This window comes from Jannaschia sp. W003 (genome assembly GCF_025144335.1).
Taxonomy (GTDB): Bacteria; Pseudomonadota; Alphaproteobacteria; order Rhodobacterales; family Rhodobacteraceae; genus Jannaschia.
On sequence record NZ_CP083539.1, the window covers coordinates 1,983,826 to 2,006,688 of the forward strand.

Annotated in this window: 19 protein-coding genes; 6 read left to right on the top strand and 13 right to left on the bottom strand. The window is 72.1% G+C overall.

Going from position 1 to position 22,863, the window contains the following annotated elements:
• Nucleotides 1-170: 170 nt before the first annotated feature.
• The gene (locus K3554_RS09685; RefSeq protein WP_259939663.1) at nt 171-1,265 is read left to right on the top strand and encodes a DUF6456 domain-containing protein; all 1,095 of its coding nucleotides are present in this window, start codon (nt 171-173) and stop codon (nt 1,263-1,265) included.
• Nucleotide 1,266: 1 nt separating this feature from the next.
• On the opposite strand, the gene K3554_RS09690 is transcribed toward K3554_RS09685, so the two are convergent.
• The 3 genes from K3554_RS09690 to gltX form a co-directional block, all read right to left on the bottom strand.
• Entirely contained in the window at nt 1,267-3,903 is a 2,637-nt protein-coding gene (locus tag K3554_RS09690) for a peroxidase family protein (protein ID WP_259939664.1), read from the bottom strand.
• Between the two features lie 148 nt (nt 3,904-4,051).
• A complete protein-coding gene (gene gltA, locus K3554_RS09695; protein WP_259939666.1) occupies nt 4,052-5,347 on the bottom strand; it encodes a citrate synthase in 1,296 nt (431 codons plus the stop codon).
• Nucleotides 5,348-5,436: 89 nt separating this feature from the next.
• Entirely contained in the window at nt 5,437-6,849 is a 1,413-nt protein-coding gene (gene gltX / locus K3554_RS09700) for a glutamate--tRNA ligase (RefSeq protein WP_259939667.1), read from the bottom strand.
• Nucleotides 6,850-6,958: 109 nt separating this feature from the next.
• On the opposite strand from gltX, the gene K3554_RS09705 reads away from it, so the two are divergent.
• Nucleotides 6,959-9,028: a ComEC/Rec2 family competence protein gene (locus tag K3554_RS09705; protein ID WP_259939669.1), complete on the top strand. Its 2,070-nt coding sequence runs from the start codon at nt 6,959-6,961 to the stop codon at nt 9,026-9,028.
• An 86-nt stretch (nt 9,029-9,114) separates the two neighbouring features.
• Here the strand turns inward: K3554_RS09705 and lexA are convergent, their stop codons facing one another.
• From lexA to K3554_RS09735, 6 genes are all read right to left on the bottom strand, one after another.
• Nucleotides 9,115-9,828: a transcriptional repressor LexA gene (gene lexA, locus K3554_RS09710; RefSeq protein WP_259939674.1), complete on the bottom strand. Its 714-nt coding sequence runs from the start codon at nt 9,826-9,828 to the stop codon at nt 9,115-9,117.
• Between the two features lie 112 nt (nt 9,829-9,940).
• Nucleotides 9,941-11,116 (bottom strand): molybdopterin molybdotransferase MoeA, encoded by a 1,176-nt coding sequence (locus K3554_RS09715; protein WP_259939677.1) that lies wholly within the window; start codon nt 11,114-11,116, stop codon nt 9,941-9,943.
• Nucleotides 11,113-11,586, bottom strand: a complete 474-nt coding sequence (gene moaC, locus K3554_RS09720; RefSeq protein WP_259939680.1) for a cyclic pyranopterin monophosphate synthase MoaC — start codon at nt 11,584-11,586, stop codon at nt 11,113-11,115. The genes K3554_RS09715 and moaC overlap by 4 nt, the downstream gene beginning before the upstream one ends.
• Nucleotides 11,583-12,383 (bottom strand): indole-3-glycerol phosphate synthase TrpC, encoded by an 801-nt coding sequence (trpC, locus tag K3554_RS09725; RefSeq protein ID WP_259939683.1) that lies wholly within the window; start codon nt 12,381-12,383, stop codon nt 11,583-11,585. Before trpC ends, moaC begins: the two co-directional genes overlap by 4 nt.
• Complete coding sequence (trpD, locus tag K3554_RS09730) at nt 12,380-13,402, bottom strand: anthranilate phosphoribosyltransferase (RefSeq protein ID WP_259939686.1); 1,023 nt, start codon at nt 13,400-13,402, stop codon at nt 12,380-12,382. The genes trpC and trpD overlap by 4 nt, the downstream gene beginning before the upstream one ends.
• A complete protein-coding gene (locus tag K3554_RS09735; RefSeq protein WP_259939688.1) occupies nt 13,399-13,980 on the bottom strand; it encodes an aminodeoxychorismate/anthranilate synthase component II in 582 nt (193 codons plus the stop codon). The genes trpD and K3554_RS09735 overlap by 4 nt, the downstream gene beginning before the upstream one ends.
• A gap of 130 nt (nt 13,981-14,110) precedes the next feature.
• Between K3554_RS09735 and K3554_RS09740 the strand changes: the two genes are divergently transcribed.
• Nucleotides 14,111-16,138 carry a divergent polysaccharide deacetylase family protein gene (locus K3554_RS09740; protein WP_259939691.1) on the top strand — a complete coding sequence of 676 codons (2,028 nt, stop codon included), beginning with the start codon at nt 14,111-14,113 and terminating at the stop codon, nt 16,136-16,138.
• A gap of 7 nt (nt 16,139-16,145) precedes the next feature.
• Here the strand turns inward: K3554_RS09740 and K3554_RS09745 are convergent, their stop codons facing one another.
• From K3554_RS09745 to K3554_RS09755, 3 genes are all read right to left on the bottom strand, one after another.
• Complete coding sequence (locus K3554_RS09745) at nt 16,146-16,964, bottom strand: arginyltransferase (RefSeq protein ID WP_259939693.1); 819 nt, start codon at nt 16,962-16,964, stop codon at nt 16,146-16,148.
• Nucleotides 16,965-17,097: 133 nt separating this feature from the next.
• The gene (locus K3554_RS09750; protein WP_259939695.1) at nt 17,098-17,550 is read right to left on the bottom strand and encodes an RDD family protein; all 453 of its coding nucleotides are present in this window, start codon (nt 17,548-17,550) and stop codon (nt 17,098-17,100) included.
• 58 nt (nt 17,551-17,608) lie between these two features.
• Nucleotides 17,609-18,010: a DUF2852 domain-containing protein gene (locus tag K3554_RS09755; RefSeq protein WP_259939696.1), complete on the bottom strand. Its 402-nt coding sequence runs from the start codon at nt 18,008-18,010 to the stop codon at nt 17,609-17,611.
• A 616-nt stretch (nt 18,011-18,626) separates the two neighbouring features.
• Between K3554_RS09755 and K3554_RS09760 the strand changes: the two genes are divergently transcribed.
• On the top strand, nt 18,627-20,249 hold the full coding sequence (locus K3554_RS09760; protein ID WP_259939698.1) for an AMP-binding protein: 1,623 nt from the start codon (nt 18,627-18,629) through the stop codon (nt 20,247-20,249).
• A gap of 141 nt (nt 20,250-20,390) precedes the next feature.
• Here K3554_RS09760 and mnmA read toward each other — a convergent pair whose 3' ends face one another.
• Nucleotides 20,391-21,527 carry a tRNA 2-thiouridine(34) synthase MnmA gene (gene mnmA, locus K3554_RS09765; protein WP_259939700.1) on the bottom strand — a complete coding sequence of 379 codons (1,137 nt, stop codon included), beginning with the start codon at nt 21,525-21,527 and terminating at the stop codon, nt 20,391-20,393.
• Nucleotides 21,528-21,648: 121 nt separating this feature from the next.
• On the opposite strand from mnmA, the gene K3554_RS09770 reads away from it, so the two are divergent.
• A complete protein-coding gene (locus K3554_RS09770; RefSeq protein ID WP_259939701.1) occupies nt 21,649-21,927 on the top strand; it encodes a DUF1153 domain-containing protein in 279 nt (92 codons plus the stop codon).
• A gap of 122 nt (nt 21,928-22,049) precedes the next feature.
• On the top strand, nt 22,050-22,757 hold the full coding sequence (gene ctrA, locus K3554_RS09775; protein WP_259939703.1) for a response regulator transcription factor CtrA: 708 nt from the start codon (nt 22,050-22,052) through the stop codon (nt 22,755-22,757).
• The last annotated feature ends 106 nt before the right edge of the window (nt 22,758-22,863 follow it).

Sequence of the window (22,863 nt, forward strand, 5' to 3'; positions counted from 1 at the left end):
AGACTGGGCGCGCCGGGGCTGGTGTTTCAGGATTCGGGGCAGGCGCGCGCGGTGGCCGATCGCCGTTAACCCCCGGTTAGCAAACGGCTCGCGCAGCGGGCGATTTAACATTCTGGTAACCAATCGGGGATTGTTTGGCCGGGCTGTTCCGCGAACTGGAATCGTTCTCCATGCCCCGCCCGTCGACCGCCGAATCCCCCGTCCTGCCGCGCTGGGTTCCCGAAGCCGCGCGCCTCTACATCGCCCATGCCTGCGGCGGTCGCCCGCTGCGCGACGTCGCCGACGAGGGGGGGTGTTCGGCGGCGACCGTGATGCGCAAGGTCCGTCGCGTCGAGGCGATGCGGGACGATCCCAACGTGGACGACGCCCTCGAGCGCCTCGCGCGCGCCGCCGAAGTCCTGCAACCCGAGAGGTCCCATTCGATGTCCATGCTACCCCCGCGTGCCGAACTGCTCGACGACGAGACGCTGGACCGCGAGGCGCGCCGCGTCCTGCGCCGGCTCTGCGAGGGGGATGCGTTCCTCGCCGTCGCGCAGGGCATGCCGCAGGCCGCCGTGCTGCGGGGGGGTGGTGCGGGGGATCCCGCGCGCATAGCCACGCTGCCCCGGCCGGTGGCGCAGGCCTTCGTGCTCAAGGACTGGGTCCGGTGCACGCAGGCGGGTCGGGTCACCCGTTACCGGATCACCGACGCGGGCCGCGCCGCGCTGCGCCGCCTGCTGGGCGAGCACCGCGCCCGGCGCACGGAGGCGCGGGGCATGGCGGAGGCGCACTCGCCGTTCCTGGCGCAGCAGGGCGACTACGCGGAGATCACCCGCCCCGGCGCCGAGGGCGACGAGACGCTGCGGGTGAACCTCGCGGAATCGCCGCTGGGCGCGCTGGCGCGGCGCAAGGACCGGGACGGGCGGCCCTTCCTCCCGCGCGACCTGCTCGTCGCCGGCGAGACGCTGCGCGGCGACTTCGAGGCCGCGCAGATGGGGCCGCGGCTCGGGCAGAACTGGGAGCGGTTCCTCACCGCCGGGACGCGCGGCGACTTCGGCGCCCGCGGGCCCTGCGAGGGGCCGTCGGACGCCCGCGCGCAGGTGGCCGCGGCGCTTCGCGCGCTGGGACCGGGCCTCGGCGACGTGGCCCTGCGGGTATGCTGCTACCTCGAGGGGATCGAGGCGGCCGAGAAGCGCATGGGCTGGGCGGCCCGCTCGGGCAAGGTGGTGCTGCGGATCGCGCTGCAACGCCTCCATATGCACTACATCGACTCGGGCCGGATGTAGCTCAGTCGAGGCGTGCGAGCAGGCGCGCCTCGCGCGCCCGCAAGGCGGGCCGGGCCGGGGCGCCGTAGCCCCGGGTCCGCAGGGCGGGGAACAGCGCCAGCACCTCGTCGCGCGCGGCCCCGTTCATTCCCGACAGCACCGCCGCGCCGGGGTGGAAGCTCTCGGACGGGATGCCTTCCGCAAGCACAATCTCGTGGCGGTCGAACAGCACGTGGACGTAGGTCACGATTCCACCCGCGGCGCGGGCGATCCCGGCCCGGCCCACGAGGGCGAGCGCGGGCGCCAGAACGTCCTCGGCGCCGAACAGCAGCGCGGCGTGGGCCGACGCCAGCAGCATCCGGTGCTGAGGAGAGACGGCGAGCGACCTTGTGTTTCCCAGCGCCCCGGCGTCGATGCGGATCGGGGCGAAGCGGCCCTCGGCGGCGACCTCGGTGCGGCCGACCCATCGGACGCGCTGCAACCCGTGGTCCAGCGTCAGGACGCGCGCGCCGGGGCGCAGGGTCTCGATGGGGAGCTTGCCGAGCGCCGTGACCACCAGCGTGCCTGCTGTGAAGCAGGGCACGGCGGTGGCCTTCTCGAAGCTCTCGAACCGGGTCGCGCCCCCGCCGCGCCACTCCACGGTTCCGTCCGTGGCAGAGCCGTCGTCGTAGCGGATGGTTCCACCGCGCACCGCGAGCGTGTCGCGGCCCGCGCCGCCCCGGATCGTCCCGACGCCGGGGCCGTCCAGCAGGGCGAGGTCGTCGCCCGCGCCGAGGTCGACCGCGTCCACGGCGGCGTGTTCGCCCACCGCCACCGTGTCGTGCCCGTCGCCCGCGTCGACCCACCCCACGGCGGCCTTGCCGGAGACGACGACGACGTCGTCGCCCGCGCCGCCGCGGATCTCGCCCGCCCGCGCCGTGCCCGACAGCTTGATCGCGTCGTTCCCGCCGCCGCCGCGGATTGCGCCCGCGACCGAGCCGGACGACAGCTGCGCCACGTCGTCGCCGCGCCCGAGCACGAGGTCGCCTTCGAAGCGCGTGCCTCCCACCGCCGTGACCGTGTCGTCGCCGCCCCCGAGGTGGACGTCCGCGCAGGCGCGCGCCGAGATCAGCTCCAGGAGGTCCGCGCCGTCGGTTCCCTTGGGGCAGGCGTCTGCGAGGCCCGGGGGCGCCACCTGGAACGGGTCGGCCGAGAAGTGGTCGATCTCAGTGTTGCGGACGATCACGTCGGCGAGGGTCTGCGCCTCGACCTCGGCGGCGATCTCGGGGCCGAGGAGGTCGGAGAGCTGCCCGAAGGTCTCGTCGCCCCGGGCGGCGGCCGAGAACTGGCCGGCGATGATGTGAGTGAAGAGCGGACCCGTCATGGCGCCGGGCGCGGGCGCCTCGGCCAGCCCGCCGACCCAGAGGTCCACCTCGTGCACGGTGCCGTAGACCGAGGCGAGCTGCGCCTGCAGCTCCGCGTCGGGGGTGATGACCGAGAAGTCCGTCGGGTCCAGCGCCGCGGGGTCGATATCGCCCAGCAGGGCCGCTCGCACGTCCACGTAGGAGCCCATCCCGTGATCGGCGGAGCGCATGAGGTTGAGCGCCGGCAGGCTGAAGCCCGCGACGCCCTCGGGGGTGGTGAGGAAAAAGTTGAGGTCGTCCACCACCTTGGCGTCGAGCGCCTCGGCGGATTGGGCGCCCATGCCGCGCAGCAGCTCGTCGATGCCGTGCCCGTTCACCAGCGAGGGGTCGAAGAAGGCGTCCATCAGCGAGACGGCCCCGCCCTCGGACATGGTTCCGTCGTCGTCGCGCCGCTCCAGCGAGGAGGCGACGAGGGTGTGGCCGAAGCGGAAGGCGGCGGTGGAGAACTCCAGCGAGACGCTGGTGTCCACGTCCGGGTCGTGGTCGAGGTCGGCGGGCGCGGCCTCGCCGAGGAGGCGCGGCAGCCATTCCTCGTAGGTGATCTTCTGGATCTCGTACTCGACCACAGACCGAGCCGCCTCGTAGAGTTCCTGATCGGTCCAGTCCGGGTTCTCGGCGGCAAGGCGGTCGGCCCAGTGATTGTGCTCGCGCGCCCAGAGGGTGTGGAGCGACAGGAGGTTGGGGTTCTCGGAGGCACGCACGTCGCCGGCCAGCGCGATGCCGTCGTCCTCGCCATCCTCGTTCCCCGCCATCACTTGGTCGTCGGCGGCTAAGGGCAGGAGGTCGTACTCGCCGTCGGCCCCCTCGCGCATGGCGAGGCGCCCGCCCTCGAAGGCACGCAGGTCCGCCGCCCGCCCCGCGGTGGAGCCGTAGATCATGGAGCCGTCGATCTCGGGCGTGACGATGTTGGCGTACTCGCGCGGACCGTCGGCCCCGCTGTCGTGGCGGTACTCGGAGCGGTGGACGCCGTGCGGGAAGGCCGAGGAGTCCATGATCTCCTCGCCCCGGTCCGAGACGAGCGTCATGTCGTGGTCGATGAACTGACCCCAGGTGGTGAACAGGGCGTTGGCGCCGCCCGGCTCGGGCGTCGACACCTCCTGGTCGAAAACCTTCTGGGCGATCTCCATGGGGTCGGCGCCCTCGTAGAGCGCGCCGAGGCCATCCTCGTAGCGCGCCTCGGTGAGGCGCGGCATCTCGGAGAGTTTGGCGAGGAACGGGCACCGCGAGGCGGCCCCGGGCGGATCGGATGCGGACATGGTCACCCCGGAACGCGCCCCCACGCAAGATCAACACGATACGCGGTGCAGAGGGGCGGAGGAAGGGGGCGTGGGGAAACGGCGCGTTTCGCCCGAAGCCGTCCGTGAAGGCGGAAGGCCCCGTCCGGGGACGGGGCCTTCCGAGGTTTCATCGGTCCTCGACCTCGACGTAGTCGCGCTGCGTCGCGCCGGTATAGAGCTGGCGCGGGCGCCCGATCTTGAGCGCCGGATCGCTCAGCTGCTCCTTCCACTGCGAGATCCAGCCCACCGTGCGCGACAGCGCGAAGATCGGCGTGAACATCGAGGTGGGGAATCCCATCGCCTCGAGAATGATGCCCGAGTAGAAATCCACGTTCGGGAACAGCTTCTTGTCGGCGAAGTACGGATCCTCGAGCGCCTGTCGCTCCAGCTCCTTGGCGACCTGAAGCGTGGGGTTGTTTTCGACGCCGAGCAGGTCGAGCACCTCGTCGGCGCTTTCCTTCATCACCGTCGCGCGGGGGTCGAAGTTCTTGTAGACCCGGTGGCCGAAGCCCATCAGGCGGAACGGGTCCGACTTGTCCTTCGCGCGGGCGATGAACTCGGGGATCCGGTCCACGGTGCCGATCTCGCGCAGCATCTCCAGGCACGCCTGGTTGGCGCCGCCGTGGGCGGGCCCCCAGAGGCAGGCGATGCCGGCGGCGATGCAGGCGAAGGGGTTGGCGCCCGAAGACGAGGCGAGACGCACCGTCGAGGTCGAGGCGTTCTGCTCGTGGTCCGCATGGAGCGTGAAGATGCGGTCCATGGCGCGCGCCAGGATCGGATCGACGTGGTAGGGCTCGGCCGGCACGGCGCGGCACATGTGCAGGAAGTTGGCCGCGTAATCGAGGTCGTTGCGCGGGTACACGAAGGGCTGGCCCACCGAGTACTTGTAGGCCCAGGCCGCGATCGTCGGCATCTTGGCGATCAGGCGGATCGAGGCGACCTCGCGCTGCCACGGATCGTTGATGTCAGTGCTATCATGATAGAAGGCCGCCATCGCCCCGACCACGCCCACCATGACCGCCATGGGGTGCGCGTCGCGGCGGAAGCCGCGGAAGAAGTACTGCATCTGCTCGTGCAGCATCGTGTGCATCGTGACGCGGGTCTCGAAGTCCTCGATCTGCGTCGCCGACGGCAGCTCGCCGTAGAGGAGGAGGTAGCAGACCTCGAGATAGTGCGACTTCGCGGCCAGCTGATCGATCGGATAGCCGCGGTGCAGCAGGACCCCCTCCTCGCCGTCAATGTAGGTGATCGCGCTCTCGCAGGCGGCGGTGGAGGTGAAGCCGGGATCGTAGGTGAACACGCCCGCCTGACCGTAGAGCTTGCGGATGTCGAGCACGTCGGGGCCGGCGGAGGGCTGCAGCACCGGCAGGTCGTATTCCTTGCCGTGGAGCTGCAGCTTGGCGGTGTTCTCGGTCTCGGCCATGGGTGTCCTTTCCGGTCGGATCGCGGCGAAAACCGCATGAAACGTTGCGTCCGGCGCGCCTCGCGCGCCGCGGGTGCCAGGCTCCGGGATCAGGCCCGGGCGGCGGCGTCCTCGATGCGGGCCAGCGTCTCGTCGCGGTCCAGCACCGTCATCATGTCGAAGACGCTGGGAGTTGCGGTCCGTCCGGCGAGGGCCGCGCGCAGCGGGGCGGCCAGCTTGCCGAGCCCGACCCCATGAGCCGCGGCGACCTCTCCGACCGCAGCCTCCAGCGCGTCGCGCGTCCAGCTAGCATTATGCAGGTGCGGCGTCAATTCGCGCAACATTCCGCAAGCCGCGGCATCCAGCGCCTTGGCCGCCTTCTCGTCGGGCTGCACCGGGCGGTCGATCATCGCGAACCGCGCCCGCTCCAGCGCCTGCGGCAGGGTACGCGCTGCATCGCGCACCAGCGGCGCCGCGCGGGCGAGGCGCTCCGCGTCCACCGGGGCCTCGCCTGCACGTTCGGCCCAGTCGAGCACTGCTGCGACGAGCTCGTCGGCTTCCATCGCCGCGATGTGCTGGCCGCTGAGGTTCTCCAGCTTCTTCAGGTCGAGCCGCGCCGGGGCGCGCCCGATTCCCTCCAGGTCGAACCAGGCCTCGGCCTCGGCGTCGGTGAAGAACTCCGCGTCGCCGTGGCTCCAGCCCAGGCGCGCGAGGTAGTTGCGCAGGGCGCGGGCAGGATAGCCCATCGCCGCGTACTCTTCGACGCCCGTCGCCCCGTGGCGCTTCGACAGCTTCTTGCCGTCGGCGCCGTGGATCAACGGAATGTGCGCCCAGACCGGCTCCGCCCAGCCCATCGCGCGGTAGATCTGCGCCTGCCGTGCGGCGTTACTCAGGTGGTCGTCGCCCCGGATCACGTGGGTCACGCCCATGTCGTGGTCGTCCACCACCACGGCGAGCATGTAGGTGGGCGTGCCGTCGCCGCGCAGCAGCACCATGTCGTCGAGCTGGTCGTTGCGCGTCACAACCCGGCCCTGCACGGCATCCTCGATCACGGTCTCGCCCTCGCGCGGCGCGCGCAGGCGCACCACGGAGGGCGCGTCGGGAAAGGTGGCGGGGTCCGCGTCGCGCCAGGGCGAGCGGAACAGCGTGGAGCGGCCGTCCGCGCGCGCGGCCTCGCGGAACGCCTCGATCTCATCCTGGGTGGAGAAGCAGCGGTAGGCGTGCCCGGCCTCCAGCATTTCGTGCGCCACCGCGACGTGGCGGTCCGCACGCTCCGCTTGGCTCACCGCGTCGCCGTCCCAGTCCAGCCCCAGCCAGCGCAGGCCGCGCAGGATCGCCTCGGTGTTCTCGGGCGTGGAGCGCGCGCGGTCGGTGTCCTCGATCCGAAGCAGGAACCGGCCCCCGTGACGGCGCGCGAACAGCCGGTTGAAGAGCGCCGTGCGTGCCGTGCCGATGTGCATCGTGCCCGTGGGCGAGGGGGCGATGCGGGTGACGACGGGACGGGCGGGGGCTTCGGCGGTCATGGGGGCGGCTCCGGGGTCGCGTGTAACGAATTCTTAACCCTGCGGCGCCGAGGGTCGGGGGGGTTCTAGGCGCGGGGACCCGGGGGGACAACGCGATAGCGGAGGCGACGTGACGGCCCTCTCCGGCGACATCACGCCCCCCGAGGGGGGGGCATCGGACCGCCTCGCCGTGCGCCTCCACGCCCTGCGCGGCCGGCGGCTGCCGTGGGTCGCGGCGGCGTTCGGCGGGGGCGTGGCGCTCTACTTCGGGCTGCCGATGGAGCCGTCGCCGGCGGTGGCGGGGGCCATGCTCCTCGGCGCCGCCATGCTCGCGGTCTCGGCCCGGCTCGCCTGGGCGAGCGTCGGGCTGCTATGGCTGCTCGCGGCGGCGGTGCTGGCAGGCGCGCTGGCGGCGCAACTGCGCACGAACCTCGTGGCCAGTCCGGTCCTCGCCTTCCGCTACTACGGCCCCGTGGAGGGGCGGATCGTGGGCATCGACCGGTCCGGTTCGGGGGCGCCGCGGCTGACTCTCGACCGGGTGCGCCTCGACCGGATGGAACCGGCACGAACGCCGCGCCGCGTGCGCATCTCGCTGCAGGAGCCGGGCGCGCTGGAGCCGCTGCCGGGCATGCGCGTGATGACCACCGTGCATCTCGGTCCGCCCCCCGGCCCGGTGGAGCCTGGGGGCTTCGACTTCCAGCGCCACGTCTGGTTCCTCGGCCTCGGCGCCCTGGGCTACGGGCGTGCGCCGCTCCTGCTGGCGGAGGAGGCCCGCGAGGGTGCGCAGGTCGCCCGCCTGCGCCGCCATCTCGCGGAAGGTCTGCACGCACGCATGCCGCATCCCGCGGGAGCGGTGGCGGCGGCGATCACCACCGGCGACCGCTCGGGGCTGCCGGAGGACGCTGTCGAGGCTCTGCGTGTCTCGAACCTCGCGCACCTCCTGGCGATCTCGGGCCTCCACATGGGACTGCTGGTCGGTTGCGTGTTCTGGCTGGTGCGGGGCGGGCTGGCGCTCTGGCCCGCGGTGGCGCTGCGGCATCCGACCCGCGCCTGGGCGGCGCTGGCGGCCCTCCCCGTGGCGGCGGGCTACCTCGCGATCTCGGGCGGCGGCATCGCCACGCAGCGGGCCTTCGTGATGGCCGTCGTGATGCTGGGCGCGATCCTGGCCGGGCGCCGCGCCCTGTCGATGCGCTCCGTCGCCATCGCCGCGCTCGCGGTGCTGCTCTGGCGCCCCGAGAGCCTCGTCGGCCCCGGCTTCCAGATGAGCTTCGCCGCGACCGGCGCGCTGGTGCTCGCCTTCGGCTGGCTGCGCGGCGCGGACCCGCGTTGGCGACGGGGCGCGCTGGGATGGGTCGTGGCGCTGGTGATTTCGTCGCTCGTCGCGGGGCTGGCGACGGCGCCGATCGCGGCCGCGCATTTCGGACGGGTCGGGCACTACGGGCTGGTGGCGAACATGCTCGCGGTGCCGGCCATGGGCGCGGTGGTGATGCCGTCAATGCTGGCAGCCTTCGTGCTCTGGCCGCTGGGTCTCGAGGCGCCTGCGCTGGCCGTGGCCGGGGCGGGGATCGACTGGATCCTCGGCGTGGCCCGTTCCGTCGCCGCGTGGCCCGAGGCGGCGAGCCGCGTACCCGCGCCGCCCGCCGCCGTTCTGCCGCTGGTCGGCGCGGCGATGGCTTGGTGCGCCGCCGCCGCGGGTCGATGGCGGGCGGTGGCACTGTTGCCGGCCCTCGCGGCGACGTGGCTCTGGGTCGAGGTCGAGCGGCCCGCGATCCTCGTCAGCGACGACGGGCGTCTCGTGGGCGTGCTGGGTCCGCAGGGCCGCGCGCTGAGTCATCCGCGCGGGGCCGGCTTCGTCGCGGGCGCCTGGCTGGAGAACGACGGCGACGGGGCGGGACAGGAGTTCGCCGCGGGTCGCACCCCGAATGCGAACGCCCTCGCGATCACGGTGGCGCGGGGCAAGCGCGCGCTCGCGGCGTCGATGGACGGGTGCACTGGGATCGTGGTGACGGACCAGCCGACGCCCGACGCCGCCCCCTGCCGCGTGATCGGCATCGACGCGCTGCGCCGAAGCGGGGCGTTGTCGTTCGCGCGCAGCGGCGGCGGGTGGGTGGAGCGGAGCGCCCGCGCCGCGCAGGGCCGCCGACCCTGGACCGGGCACGGACGGCTTTGGGACGGTCCGGGTCGGGGCGCAAACGACTAACGGTCGTGCGCTGGAGCCGCCGCGCCGAACCTCCCCGGCACGGCGGCACGGCGGCGGCGCCTCCCTCGCGCCCCCGCCGATGCGGCCTAGTAGCTGCGGATCAGGCCCACGAGCCGGCCCTGCACGCGCACGCTGTCGGGGGGCAGGATGCGGGTCTCGTAGGCGGGGTTCGCCGCCTCCAGCTCGATCATCCCGCGGCGGCGGCGGAAGCGCTTGAGCGTCGCCTCCTGATCCTCGACGAGCGCGACCACGATGTCGCCGTCGTCGGCCGCGTCCTGCTCCCGGATCACCACCACGTCGCCGTCGTTGATGCCCGCGTCGATCATCGAGTCGCCCTTGACCTCGAGCGCGAAGTGCGAGCCGCCGCGGTCCACCATCTGACCGGGCACGGCCACGTGGTGCGAGACCTCGGAGATCGCCTCGATCGGCACACCGGCGGCGATGCGGCCCATCACGGCCAGCTCCACCGCATCGACGGCCACGGGCCGCGCGCGGGACGGCAAGGCGGCATCGGGCTGCGCCGTGTCGGGGCGGTCGCCGTCGATCACCCGGGGCTGGAAACCCCCGCCGCCCTGCGCCGCGAGGTCGTCGGGCAGGCGCACGATCTCGATGGCGCGGGCCCGGTGGGCGAGGCGGCGGATGAAGCCCCGCTCCTCGAGCGCGGTGATCAGGCGGTGGATGCCCGACTTCGAGCGCAGGTCCAGCGCCACCTTCATCTCGTCGAACGAGGGGGGCACGCCGTCCCGTTGCATCCGCTTGTGAATGAAGGCCAGCAAATCCCGTTGCTTGCGCGTCAGCATGTCGTGTTCCCGTCCTGCCCGTGTTCGCAACCGTTCTAGGTTGGTTCCCGTTTCGTGTCAACGAGGCGGGACGGCCGCTTCCGAGGGCTCGTACGGAGGCGTTGGGATCCGGTCAGACTAGCCGAAGCGGAACGTAGTCGAGCACCTCGCCGGCCCCGCGCGCGGGATCGTCCGGGGGGCGTATCGCGAGGGCGTCCGCTTCGGCGAGCACCGTGAGGAGGCTGGAGTCCTGCCGCTCCGCGATGCGCAGGCCGTCCGGCGTCAGCGTGGCGCGCGCATAGTGCTCGCGCGGGCCGTTCGGGCCGACCGGCGCGGCGAGCGGCGCGCGCCTGATGCGCGGTCCGGGGTCCAGTCCGAGCATCCGCTCCACCATCGGCACGACGAAGAGCATCGCGCAGACCAGGGCCGAGACCGGGTTGCCGGGCAGCCCCACCAGCGCCGCGTTTCCCAGCCGCCCTGCCAGCAGCGGCTTGCCCGGGCGCATCCGCACCTTGTGGAACGCGAGATCGAGGCCCGCATCGCCCGCCACCTCCGCCACGAGATCGTGGTCCCCCACCGACGCCCCCCCGACCGTGACGACGAGGTCCGCATCCGCACCGAGTGCCAGCACGTCCCGCAGGCTCTCCGCCCGGTCGCGGGCGATGGGCAGGAGCCGCGCCTCGGCGCCCGCCGCCTCGAGCATGGCGGCGATGCCGTAGCCGTTGGATGCGCGGATGGCGCCGGGCGTCAGCGCCTCGCCGGGGTGGCGCAGCTCGTCGCCCGTCATGGCGACCGCGACCACGGGACGGCGGCGTACAGGCACTGCGTCGAACCCCATCGCCGCCGCGAGGGCCACGTCGGCGGGACCGAGGGGACGGCGCGGATCGAAGCGGTATCCGGCCGCGAAGTCGCCGCCCGCGGGGCGCACGTGGGTGGCCTCGTCCTGCGGGGCCTCCACCACGATGCGCGCGTCCACACGGCGCACGTCCTCCTGGATCACGACGCGGGTCGCGCCCGCGGGGATCGGGGCGCCGGTGAAGATGCGGACCGCCTCCCCGTACTCCAGCGTTTCGGTCCACGGCGCGCCCGCCGCCGCTTCGCCCACCACCGCGAAGCCGTCGCCGACCGCGGGCGTGCCGCGCACGGCGTAGCCGTCCATGGCGGAGGCGTCGAAGGGCGGGGCGGCGTCGCGCGCGACCAGCGCCTCGGCCAGCACGCGGCCTGCCGCACGGCGCAAGGCTACGGTCTCGGCACCCACCGGCGCGACCAGCGCCAGCAAGCGCGCGCGCGCCTCGGCGACCGGAATCACGACGCGGTCCAGTCGCCCGACTTGCCGCCCGACTTCGCGAGGAGGCGGATGCCGCCGATCTCCATGTCCTTCTGCGCCGCCTTCACCATGTCGTAGACCGTCAGGCACGCGACCGAGGCCGCCGTGAGCGCCTCCATCTCCACGCCGGTGCGCCCGGCGGTGCCCACCGTGGCGGTGATGCGAAGGCCCGGCAGCGCGGGGTCGGCGCGCAGGTCGAGCGAGACCTTCGACAGGGGCAGGGGGTGGCACAGCGGGATCAGGTCGCTGGTGCGCTTCGCGGCCATGATGCCGGCGAGGCGCGCCACGCCCACCACGTCGCCCTTCTTCGCGGTTCCCCCCTCGATTAGCGCGAGCGTCTCGGGCTTCATGCGGATCCAGCCCTCCGCGGTCGCCACGCGGTCGGTGGTGGCCTTGCCCGACACGTCCACCATGTGCGCCGCGCCGCCCTCGTCGAAGTGCGTGAGAGTCATGCGGGCACCGGGTCGGCGAGCAACGCACGGGTCGCGGCCTCGACGTCGGCCTGCCGCATGAGGCTCTCACCGATCAGGAAGGTCCGGGCGCCGTGGCGGGCCATGTCGGCGAGGTCCGCCGGGGTGGAGAGGCCGCTCTCAGCGACGAGCAGGCGGTCCGCGGGAATGCGGGCGGCGAGGTCGCGCGTCGTCTGAAGATCGGTCTCGAAGGTGTTGAGATTGCGGTTGTTCACGCCGACGAGCGCCGAGTCGAGGCGCAGCGCGCGGGTCAGCTCGGCGCCGTCGTGGACCTCGATTAACGCGTCCATGCCCCACCGGCGGGCGGCGGCGACCAGCGCCTCGGCCTCCGCATCCGACACGCTGGCCATGATGACGAGGATGCAGTCGGCCCCGAGGCTGCGCGATTCCGCGACCTGCCACGGGTCGTAGAGGAAGTCCTTGCGGATCACCGGCAGCGCGGTGGCGGCGCGGGCGGCGACGAGGAAGTCCTCGTGACCCTGGAAGCTGGGCGCGTCGGTCAGCACCGAGAGGCAGGCCGCGCCGCCCGCCTCGTAGGCGCGGGCGAGGGCGGGCGGGTCGAAGTCGGCCCGGATCAGACCCTTTGACGGGCTGGCCTTCTTGATTTCCGCGATAAGCGCGTAGCCGTCCGCGGCGCGGGCGCGCAGGGCGGCCTCGAAGGGGCGCACGGGGGGAGCGGCCGTGGCTGCCTTCTCGATCTCGGCGAGGGGGCGGGCGGCCTTGCGGGCGGCCACCTCCTCCAGCTTGTAGGCGCGGATGCGCTCGAGGATCGTGCTCATGCGTCGGCCTCCTCGCGGCTCAGGGCGGCGAGGCGGCGGACCTTGTCCCACGCCGCGCCGTCGTCGATGGACTTCGCCGCCATCTGCACGCCGTCGCCCAGTTCCGCCACCCGGCCCGCGACCACGAGGGCCGCGGCGGCGTTCAAGAGCACCGCGTCCCGGTAGGCACTCGCCTTTCCGTCCATCAGCGCGCGGAAGGCCAGGCCGTTGGCCTCGGGCTCGCCGCCGACGATGCTCTCGAAGGAGTGGGTGGGAAGGCCGGCGTCACCCGGGCGGATGGTGCGCTCGGTCACGGCGCCGCCCCGCAGCTCCGCCAGATGCGTGGGTCCGGCGATCGAGATCTCGTCGGTGCCGTCGCTCCCGTGAACCAGCCAGGCCGCCTCGGATCCGAGCGACTGGAGCACCTCGGCCATGGGCCGGATCAGTGCGAGCGAGTAGGCCCCCGTGAGCTGCCGCTTCACCCCGGCGGGGTTGGTGAGCGGGCCGAGGGCGTTGAACACCGTGCGGGTGCCCAGCTCGCCGCGGACGGGCATGACGTGCTTCGTGGCGGGGTGATGCATCGGCGCCATCATGAAGCAGATGCCGCAGTCGCGCAGCGCGCGGGAGGCGAAGGCCGCGTCGCGCATGACCTCGATGCCCATCTGCCCCAGCACGTCGGCGGCGCCCGACTTCGACGACAGGTTGCGGTTGCCGTGCTTGGCCACCGGCACGCCGCAGCCCGCCACCACGAAGGCGGCGGCCGTCGAGATGTTGAGCGTGCCCTTGCCGTCGCCGCCGGTGCCGACGATGTCGATGGCGCCCTCGGGGGCCTCCACGCGTCGCATGCGTGCGCGCATGGCCGAGGCTGCGGCGGCGATCTCCTCGACGGTCTCGCCGCGCACGCGCAGGGCCATGAGGAAGCCCGCGATCTGGGCCGGGGTCGCGTCGCCCTCGAAGAAGGCGGCGAAGGCCTCCTCGGCCTCGGCGCGGGCGAGGGGCCGCTCGGCGGCGGCGGCGATCAGGCGCTTGATGTCGGTCATGCGGGCGCCGCGGCGAGGTCGAGGAACCGGCGGATCATCGCGTGGCCGTGGGCCGACGCGATGCTCTCGGGGTGGAACTGCACGCCGTGGATCGGCAGGTTCTCGTGGCGCAGGCCCATGATCGTGCCGTCGTCGAGCCGGGCGTTCACGCGCAAGTCCGCGGGAAGCGTGTCCGGGTCCACCACGAGCGAGTGGTATCGCGTGGCCTCGAACCGCTCGGGCAGGCCCTCGAAGACCCCGGTGCCGTCGTGACTCAGGCTGCCGAGCTTGCCGTGGACGATCTCGCGCGCCCGCACGATCCGCCCCCCGAACGCCTGACCGATGGCCTGGTGGCCGAGGCAGACGCCCAGCAGCGGCGTGCCCGCGTCGGCGCAGGCGTGCACGGCGTCGAGGCAGATGCCCGCGCGGTCCGGGTCGCAGGGGCCGGGGCTGAGCAGCACCGCCGCGGGGCGCAGCGCCAGCGCCTCGGCGGCGGACATCTCGTCGTTGCGGATCACGTGCACCTCGACGCCGCTTTCGGCGACGTAGTGCACAAGGTTCCAGGTGAAACTGTCGTAGTTGTCGATCAGCAGTAGCACGGCCACACCCCATCCGGGCCATGCGAGCCGGGGGGTTCCGCTGCGCGAGGCCGGGCTATAGATGGACGGGCCCGCGGGGCGGGGTCAACCACCCCCGCGCGCGGAACGTCTGGCGACGGGGGACCACCGGATGATGATCAGAAGCATCGCACTCGGCGGAGCCAGCGCCGCCGGACTCGCCGTGCTGCTCGTGGGCGCGGTGGCGCTCGTCGCCCCGCCGCCGCCCCGCGGCGGCACGGAAGCGGCGATGCCGCCGCGCACCGACCCGCAGACCCCGCGCACCGCCGAGTTCGGCCAGCTCTCGGGCGAAGGCGCCGCGGTCCTGCCCCGGTCGGACGCGCCCTCGACCCTCGGCACGGAGCCGCCGGCGGCGGGCGACGCGGTTGCCCCCGATGCGCCGAACCGCGGCGACCGCAGCGCCCGCGCGCCCGACGTGGTGGCGGCGCTGGAAGGCGTGCGGCCCCCCGGGGGCGGCGACGAGGCGCCGGAGCTGCGTGCCGCGGCGCCGTCGGACGGGATGCCCGCCACCTTCGCGCGCCCCGGCGCGGACGCCCCGGGCGCGGACGCGGGCGAGACCGCCGACGACGTCGTTCAGCGGACCGTGCCGATCCTCGACCCCGAGGCGGAGGCCGAAGCCGACGGCACGCCGCGCGCGGGCACGGACGCACCCGAAGCGGTGGCGTTGGGCCCCGACGACGCGGAGCCCGCCGCTCCCTCGGCCGACACCGCGGTCGCCCTTCAGGCTGCACCCGGCGGGATCGGCGCGGAAGCCGACCCCGAGCCGTCCTTTGCCCGAACAGGCGGCGACGGTTCCGCGATCGTGGCGAACGTGGAGACGCCGGGCCGTACCGCGCCCTCCGCATCCGAGGACGTGCCCGCCGCGCCAGCCGCGGAGGCGGACGCCGCCCCGGTGGCCGCGACGGTCCCCCTCGCGCCCGCCGCCTCCGACGCGGCCGCCGCGCCGGGTCCGCAGGAAGACACGACGGAGCCCTCCGCGCCGGCGGTGGCGTCGTTCGAGGTGGCCGTGCTCGCGCCGGCCCCGGTCGGCCCCGCGCCCGAAGGCGAAGGCCCGGTCGCGACCTCCGCCGACGCGCCGGTCGAGGCAGGCGACCGACCGGACGCTCTCGATCCCGCCCCCGCGGACGTGGCGCCCGTCAGTTCCACATCGGCCAGCCTTGCGGACTCGCCCGCGACCGCGGCTCCGGGTCTCGCAGCGCCGTCCGACAGCGCACGGGGCGAGGAGTTCGCGGTCCGCGCCGACGAAGCGCCCGCCCCGGACGCCGCGCGCCCCGAAGCCCCGGACGCGGCGGACCCCGAGCCGACGCCGCCCTCCGCCGAACCGGCGCCGGCGCGCACCGCGAGCGTCGTCGCACCGCGTCCACGCCCCGAGGCGGATGCTGGCGCGGTCGCGGACGTGCCGGTCGAAGGGACGGCGGACGCCGCCCCCACGCCGTCCGAGCCCGTCGAGGCGGCCAGCGGCGGTGGCGAAACCGGCGAGGGCGCCGGCGAAGACGACCCGGACCGCCCCGCGATCCAGCGCTACGCCGGCGCCTTCGACGGGGCCGACGGGCGACCCCTCTTCGCGGTGGTGCTCGTGGACGACGGCACGGGCGTGGAGCCCGAGGCGCTCGCGGCCTTCGACTTTCCCGTGACTTTCGCCATCGACCCCGCGCTGCCCGACGCCGCCGCGCGCGCAGCGGTCTACCGCGAGGCCGGCCACGAGGTCGCGCTTCTCGGCAGCGCGATGCCCCCCGGCGGCGATGCGGACGCCCTGCGCGCCGTGGGGGACGCCCTCCCCGAGACCACGGCGCTCGTCGACGCGCCGGACGGCCGGGTGGGGGAGGGCAGCGCCCTGCCGGCGCTCGCCGAAGCCGGGCGCGGCCTCCTGGCGCCTCCGGGCGCGGACGTCGCCGCGGCGGAGCAGGCGGGCGTGCCCGCCGCCACCGCCTACCGCGTGCTGGACGACGACGACCAGCGGTCGTCGGTGATCGCCCGGTTCCTCGACCGCGCGACCTTCGAGGCCGAGGAGGACGGCACCGTGGTGGTCGTGGGACGGACCCGGCCCGAGACGGTGACGGGCCTCTACTCCTGGGCGCTGGGGCGTCGGGCGGAGGTGGTGCAGCCGGCCCCGCTGTCGGCGGTCCTGCTGGCCCCCTGACCGGCCCCTAGCGCAGCTCCGGCAGCTCGATCTGCGCGACCTGCTCCGCGATCGGCGCGACCGACAGGGGATGGATCTCGGCGGCGTGCTCCACCGGATCGCCGATCGGGCTCCAGCGGTGGTTCTTGTAGATCTCCAGCGCCCGGAACGCCGCCTTGTAGCCCATCTTCGGGGAGCCCGGCACCCAGTAGCCGAGGTAGACGTAAGGCAGGCCCGCGGCGCGGGCGATCTCGATGTGATCGAGGATCACGTAGGTGCCGAGCGAGCGGCGCCCGGCTCCGGGGTCGTAGAACGAGTAGACCATGGACAGCCCGTCATCGAGCACGTCCGTCAGGCACACGCCCACGAGGGCGGGGCCATCCTCGGCCTCGTCGTCCCAGTACTCGATCACGCGGGTTCGGATCGGGGTCTCCTCGACCATGGCGGCGAACTCGAACACGTCCATGTCGGCCATGCCGCCGTCGCCGTGCCGGGCCTCGAGGTAGCGGCGGAACAGGGCGTACTGCTCGTCGGTGGCCCACGGCGAGTTCACCTCGCGGCGCAGGCCGCGGTTGCGGGCGGCGATCCGCCGCTGGGTGCGCCCAGGCTCGTGCGCCCCGACCACGATGCGCGCGGACAGGCAGGCCGAGCAGTCCGCGCAGGAGGGCCGGTAGAGCACGTTCTGCGAGCGTCGGAAGCCCTGCTTCGACAGCTTGTCGTTCAAGTCCGCGGCGCCCGATCCCTGGAGGGCCGTGAACAGCTTCCGCTCGCGCCGCCCGTCGAGATACGGGCAGGGCTGCGGCGCCGTCACGTAGAACTGCGGCGTCAGCGGCAGGCTGTGTCGCATCGGGTCTCCGGTCGCGTCCGAGGGATCGGACCCAGACTTGTGCATGCCCGCCGCACCCGTCAACGCCTAAATCGGCGCGCCCCGCGGGAGGGGGCGCGCCGGCCGGATCATGCCGCCGCGGGGGGCGGGGGCGTCAGTCGGGGCGGTTGATGGCCGCGGTGCCGAGCACGAGGTCGGTCAGGCCCTGGCGTCGCTCGGTCGCCAGCATCGCCACCACGGAGGCCAGCGCGGGCAGGAGCATGAAGCTCACCGAGGCGTAGTAGCCGCCGACGTGCAGCACCGAGGTCATGCCGTCGAGCCGCTCGCCGCGCGCGTCGCGCAGCTCGATGCCGAACAGGCGCATGCCCAGCGTGGCGGAGCGGCTCGTCAGGGTCGCCACCCGGTAGAGCCCACCCACGGCCAGCACCACGAAGGGCCACATCAGGATGCCCACGCCCAGCGTCAGGATGCCGGCGAGCAGGCTCATGAGGGTGATGATTAGCGCGTCCACCACCCAGGCGAGACCGCGCTTCACCACCACGCCCTCGTAGAACTCCGGCTGGTCGTGAGGGGAGGGCAGGGCGGTGTGATGGTCGAGAAGGGTCATCGCAGGGCTCCGTGTCGGGGTGGCGGTGGGGGCGCCCCGGCATGGGGCGCCCTCGGGATCAGGCGACTTCGCGCGCGTCGTCGTCGCCGCGGGGCTTCGACTGCTCGTCCATGAACTGGTCGAACTCGGCCTTGTCCTTGGCCTCGCGCAGGCGCTGGAGGAACTCCTCGAAGGCGCGCTGCTCGTCTTCCAGACGGCGCAAGGTGGCCTCCTTGTAGCTGTCGAAGGCGGCGTTTCCGGTGCCGCCCATCCGGCTCACGGACCGGACCGCGCCGCGGCCGAGCGACCACTTGCCGCTCATGGTCATGTAGAGCACGAAGGCCAGTCCGACGGGCCAGAACAGGATGAAGCCGAGCACCATGGCGGCGATCCAGGCGCCCCGGCCGCGGGCGTCGAGCCAGCTTTCGGCGCGGGACAGGAAGGCGCCGGGGCGTCCGGCGAAGGCGGGGGCGGATTGCATGGGTCTCTCCTCGGTTGCGGTTCGGGTCGATGTGAATGCTCTTCACATGAAGGGAGATGGGAGCGCCCGGTGGGCCCTGCAAGGGGCGGGGGCGAAAAAGTTAACGACTTTCACATAGCAAGCGGTTCGGCGTTTGAGATCAGGGGGTTGGGCGATTCGGACAGTCGCCGGGGCCGGGTTCAGGAGGGGGGCGCCCCCCGTGCACCCCCCGTACACCCCCCGTGCAGACGGGCGTCGAACGGGGCCGGGACGTTAACCTCTGTTGCAGCGGACCGCGGGAGGCGGAGCGGGGTGGGGGTCAAGGGGGAGGCATTCGCCGCGAGGAACGCGAAGGCCCGCTCTGCGGGACAAAGGAGAAATTCGTCGCGGGCAGGTTAAACGTCTGCTTCCACGAAATAATGATTGCCCGTTTCTCCGGGAGGGGCAGACTTCCGCTGCAAGGTTTGCACGCCGCTATATCCTGTGCGCCGAAAGCATGCTTGAATGAGCGCTAGGATGGGCCGGTACGTGATCGTGAACGCATGGCAGTCGCAGTTACGCCGCACCTCCCAAGTGCATACTGATTGCTGGATCGCCGCGCTTTGGGATGTGGCGGCGATACCGTCGGGGGGGAAGCATGACGACCAGGCAAACCTATGCTGCGGCACGCGATGATTTCGATTTGGCGGAAATCGATACCACTTTCGAAGGCAGTTTCTCGGATGGTGTGAATGCCTGTATCGAGTGTTGTGATCGACATGTCGGCAGCGGTCGTGCGGCCCTCAACTGGATCGGGTCGGATGGCGGGTCGCGATCGGTCTCGTATGACTACCTCCAGGAACAATCCGCCCGTTTCGCCAACGTGCTCAAGGCACAGGGTGTGGGACCGGGCGACCGCGTCGCCTGCCTGCTGCCGCGGGTGCCGGAGCTTTTGGTGACCATGCTGGGTACGCTGCGCGCAGGCGCCGTGTATCAGCCTCTGTTTACGGCTTTTGGCCCCTCGGCCATCGAGCAACGTCTCGCAGGATCAGAAGCGAAACTGATCGTGACGGATGCTGCGAACCGACCCAAGCTGGACGACGTCCAGAACTGCCCGACCGTCGTGTCTATTTCAGACCCCCGGGAAACGGACCTCGATTTCCGGGCGACGCTGGAGGGGCAATCGAGTGAGTTCGCGCCGGTCCGTTTGCGCGGCGACGACTTGTTCCTCATGCTGTTCACCAGCGGGACGACGGGCGCGCCGAAGGGGGTCGGCGTGCCGCTCAAGGCGCTGCGCGCTTTTCGAGGTTACATGACCCATGGCCTCGATCTTCGCCCTGACGACCGCTTCTGGAACATCGCCGATCCGGGATGGGCCTATGGGCTCTATTATTCGGCGATCGGCCCTCTGTTGCTGGGCAATACCACTACGTTTCAGGAAGCAGGGTTTTCCGTCGAAGCGACGTGCAGGATCATCCGCGAGCACAACATCACGAATTTCGCGGCTGCACCGACCGTCTACCGATTGCTGAAAGCGGCCGGCGATGAAACGGTCGACGCGCTCAGGGGCCAACTCCGCGTCGCCTCCAGCGCGGGCGAGCCTTTGAACGCCGAAGTCATCCGCTGGTTTCGGGAGGAACTCGGGGTCCCGCTGCACGACCAATACGGGCAGACGGAAGTCGGCATGGTCATGATGAACCATCACGGTATCGATCATGACGTGCGGCCCGGCAGCGCGGGGCTGGCGACGCCCGGCTTTCACCTCGCCGTTCTGGATGAGGACGGGGCCGAGGTCCCCGATGGAAGCCCCGGCAATCTGGCCGTGGACATGACGCGGTCGCCGCTGTTTTCCTTTCTCGGTTATTGGGGACGTGAAGGCGAGGATTGGACCGGCGACTACTTCCTGACGGGCGATACCGTGGAGCGGCATGAAGCGGGTGATTTCAGTTTCGTCGGTCGTTCCGACGACATCATTTCATCTGCCGGGTATCGCATCGGTCCCTTCGACGTGGAAAGCAGCCTGATCGAGCATCCCGCAGTGCTGGAGTCCGCGGTCGTCGGCAAACCGGATGCAGAGCGCGGGCATATCGTCAAAGCGTTCGTGGTGCTCGGCAAGGGGAGCGAGCCCACGGATGATCTGTCGGAGGAATTGCGGCTACATGTTCGGAACAGGCTCGGCGCCCATGCCTACCCGCGAGAGATCACGTTCGTGGACGCCTTGCCCAAGACACCGAGCGGGAAGGTTCAGCGGTTCTTGCTGCGCGAAAATCGAGCCGGGTGAAATCCGAGAGATTGCGCGACCTGCATTGCCCCGCCAGTCGCAAATAGCAGTCGTCTGAGGTTGGCGCGGCATTGGGTGAGATGGGCCCGGAGCGGACATTCGCCGCGCAGCGCACGAACGTCCGCCCCGAACCGAAAACCCTCACCCCCGCCAGATCCACCCGCCGCCGAACACCCGGCTGCCGTCCGCGCCGTAGAACACGCAGGCCTGGCCCGGGCTCACGCCCTCCTCGGGGGCGGCGAGCTCGACCTCGGCGGTGGTGGGGCCGGTGGGGCGGACGACCGCCTCGGCGGGGGCGCGGGTGGAGCGGACCTTGACGCCAAGCTCCCACGCGGGGCGGCTGTCGAAGGGGGCGTCGCCGAGCCAGTTCACCTCGCGCACCGGCACGATGCGGGTGGCGAGCGCGTCCTTCGGCCCGACCACGACGCGGCGGGCGTCCGGGTCGAGCTTCACCACGTAGAGGGGATCGGCAAGCCCGCCGATGCCGAGGCCCTTCCGCTGGCCGACGGTGTAGTGGATCACGCCGCGATGGGTGCCCAGGACGCGGCCGGCGGTGTCGACGATCTCGCCCGGCTCGCCCGCGCCGGGGCGCAACTTCTCGATCACCGAGGCGTAGTCGCCGTTCGGCACGAAGCAGATGTCCTGGCTGTCGGGCTTGTCGGCCACGGACAGGCCATGCCGCGCGGCCAGCGCGCGCGTCGCGCCCTTGTCGGGCAGGTGCCCGAGCGGGAAGCGCAGGTAGGCGAGCTGCTCGGCCGTGGTGGAGAACAGGAAGTAGCTCTGGTCGCGCACGGGGTCGGCGGCGCGGTGCAGCTCGGGGCCCCGCGCGCCCATCTTGCGCTGGATGTAGTGGCCCGTCGCCATGCAGTCGGCGTCGAGGTCCTTCGCCGTCTCCAGGAGGTCGCGGAACTTCACCCGCTCGTTGCAGCGGATGCAGGGCACCGGGGTCGCGCCGCCGAGGTAGCTGTCGGCGAACTCGTCGATCACCGCCTCGCGGAACGCGTTCTCGTAGTCGAGCACGTAGTGCGGGAAGCCCATCGCCTCGGCCACGCGGCGCGCGTCGTGGATGTCGCGCCCGGCGCAGCAGGCGCCCTTCTTGGCGAGCGCGGCGCCGTGGTCGTAGAGCTGCAGCGTTACGCCCACCACGTCGTAGCCCTCGGCGGCGAGCTCGGCGGCCACCACGGAGCTGTCGACGCCTCCCGACATGGCGACCACGACGCGGGTGTCGGCGGGCGCCTTGGGCAGCCCGAGGGAGTTCAGCTCGGCGTCGAGGGGCATGGGGGCATCTCCGGGAATCGGCCGCAGATATAGGAAAATCCCCGGTATTCTCAACCCGCGCCTTCACCTCGCGGTAACGCGGCGTGGCCCAACCGGGGGGCGCGCAACCAAGGAGGGAGCGATGTACCTCAGGAAGGGGCCCGGTCCGCGGGTCGTGACGCTGCCCGACGGCACGCAGATGACGCGGGCGGACCTGCCGCCGCCCGGGACCACGCGCTGGGTCGCCCGGCGCAAGGCAGCCGTGGTGCGGGGCGTGGAGTCCGGCCTCATCACCATGGACGAGGCGGTGGAGCGCTACGGGCTGAGCGAGGAAGAGTACGCCTCCTGGCGCGAGATGATCTCGCGCTACGGGACCGACGGGCTCAAGACCACACTGTTGCAGCAGTTCCGCGTGCCGTAGGCGACGGGTCCCCGCGCGGTCCCTCCGCCTTGCTCCCGGGCCCCCGGGCGACGCAAGGTAACGGTGTCTTAACGAATGGCTGCGTAATCTCGCATCCGAGTTCTGATCACCTGGAGAGAGCGATGCGCATCCTGCTGGTAGAAGACGATCCGACGACCTCGAAGAGCATCGAGATGATGCTCGGATCGGCCAACCTCAACGTCTACTGCACGGACATGGGCGAAGAGGGCATCGACCTGGCGAAGCTCTACGACTACGACCTGATCCTCCTCGACCTCAACCTGCCGGACATGAACGGCCACGACGTGCTGCGGCAGCTCCGCCTCAGCCGCATCGAGACGCCGATCCTGATCCTGTCGGGCTCGGACGACACCGAGAGCAAGATCAAGGGCTTCGGCTTCGGCGCCGACGACTACATGACCAAGCCGTTCCACCGCGACGAGCTGGTCGCCCGCATCCACGCCATCGTGCGCCGCTCCAAGGGCCATTCGCAGTCGGTGATCCGCACGGGCCGCGTGGCCGTGAACCTCGATGCCAAGTCGGTGGAGGTGGACGACCAGCCCGTGCACCTGACGGGCAAGGAGTACCAGATGCTGGAGCTCCTGAGTCTGCGGAAGGGCACCACGCTCACGAAGGAGATGTTCCTCAACCACCTCTACGGCGGCATGGACGAGCCGGAGCTGAAGATCATCGACGTCTTCATCTGCAAGCTGCGCAAGAAGCTCAGCGAGGCCACGGGCGGCGAGACCCACATCGAGACGGTCTGGGGCCGGGGCTACGTTCTGCGCGACCCCGAGCGCAGCACCACGGCGAACCTGGCCACCGCCTGACCGCGCGGCCGCCCCGTCCCGGACGGGGCGAATGCGGCCCGGGGGAACGCGACGGACCGCCACTCATCGACGGCTTCGCCTCGTGACGCCGGGAAGCATCGGGCCG

What these genes read in the sequence shown, in the direction of transcription:
- K3554_RS09685 (WP_259939663.1), top strand. Translation starts at nt 171, where the DNA reads ATGCCCCGCCCGTCGACCGCCGAATCCCCCGTCCTGCCGCGCTGGGTT.
- mnmA (WP_259939700.1), bottom strand. Translation starts at nt 21,527, where the DNA reads ATGCCCCTCGACGCCGAGCTGAACTCCCTCGGGCTGCCCAAGGCGCCC.
- gltA (WP_259939666.1), bottom strand. Translation starts at nt 5,347, where the DNA reads ATGGCCGAGACCGAGAACACCGCCAAGCTGCAGCTCCACGGCAAGGAA.
- ctrA (WP_259939703.1), top strand. Translation starts at nt 22,050, where the DNA reads ATGCGCATCCTGCTGGTAGAAGACGATCCGACGACCTCGAAGAGCATC.
- trpD (WP_259939686.1), bottom strand. Translation starts at nt 13,402, where the DNA reads ATGACCGACATCAAGCGCCTGATCGCCGCCGCCGCCGAGCGGCCCCTC.
- trpC (WP_259939683.1), bottom strand. Translation starts at nt 12,383, where the DNA reads ATGAGCACGATCCTCGAGCGCATCCGCGCCTACAAGCTGGAGGAGGTG.
- gltX (WP_259939667.1), bottom strand. Translation starts at nt 6,849, where the DNA reads ATGACCGCCGAAGCCCCCGCCCGTCCCGTCGTCACCCGCATCGCCCCC.
- K3554_RS09755 (WP_259939696.1), bottom strand. Translation starts at nt 18,010, where the DNA reads ATGCAATCCGCCCCCGCCTTCGCCGGACGCCCCGGCGCCTTCCTGTCC.
- moaC (WP_259939680.1), bottom strand. Translation starts at nt 11,586, where the DNA reads ATGACTCTCACGCACTTCGACGAGGGCGGCGCGGCGCACATGGTGGAC.
- lexA (WP_259939674.1), bottom strand. Translation starts at nt 9,828, where the DNA reads ATGCTGACGCGCAAGCAACGGGATTTGCTGGCCTTCATTCACAAGCGG.
- K3554_RS09770 (WP_259939701.1), top strand. Translation starts at nt 21,649, where the DNA reads ATGTACCTCAGGAAGGGGCCCGGTCCGCGGGTCGTGACGCTGCCCGAC.
- K3554_RS09745 (WP_259939693.1), bottom strand. Translation starts at nt 16,964, where the DNA reads ATGCGACACAGCCTGCCGCTGACGCCGCAGTTCTACGTGACGGCGCCG.
- K3554_RS09690 (WP_259939664.1), bottom strand. Translation starts at nt 3,903, where the DNA reads ATGTCCGCATCCGATCCGCCCGGGGCCGCCTCGCGGTGCCCGTTCCTC.
- K3554_RS09740 (WP_259939691.1), top strand. Translation starts at nt 14,111, where the DNA reads ATGATGATCAGAAGCATCGCACTCGGCGGAGCCAGCGCCGCCGGACTC.
- K3554_RS09750 (WP_259939695.1), bottom strand. Translation starts at nt 17,550, where the DNA reads ATGACCCTTCTCGACCATCACACCGCCCTGCCCTCCCCTCACGACCAG.
- K3554_RS09760 (WP_259939698.1), top strand. Translation starts at nt 18,627, where the DNA reads ATGACGACCAGGCAAACCTATGCTGCGGCACGCGATGATTTCGATTTG.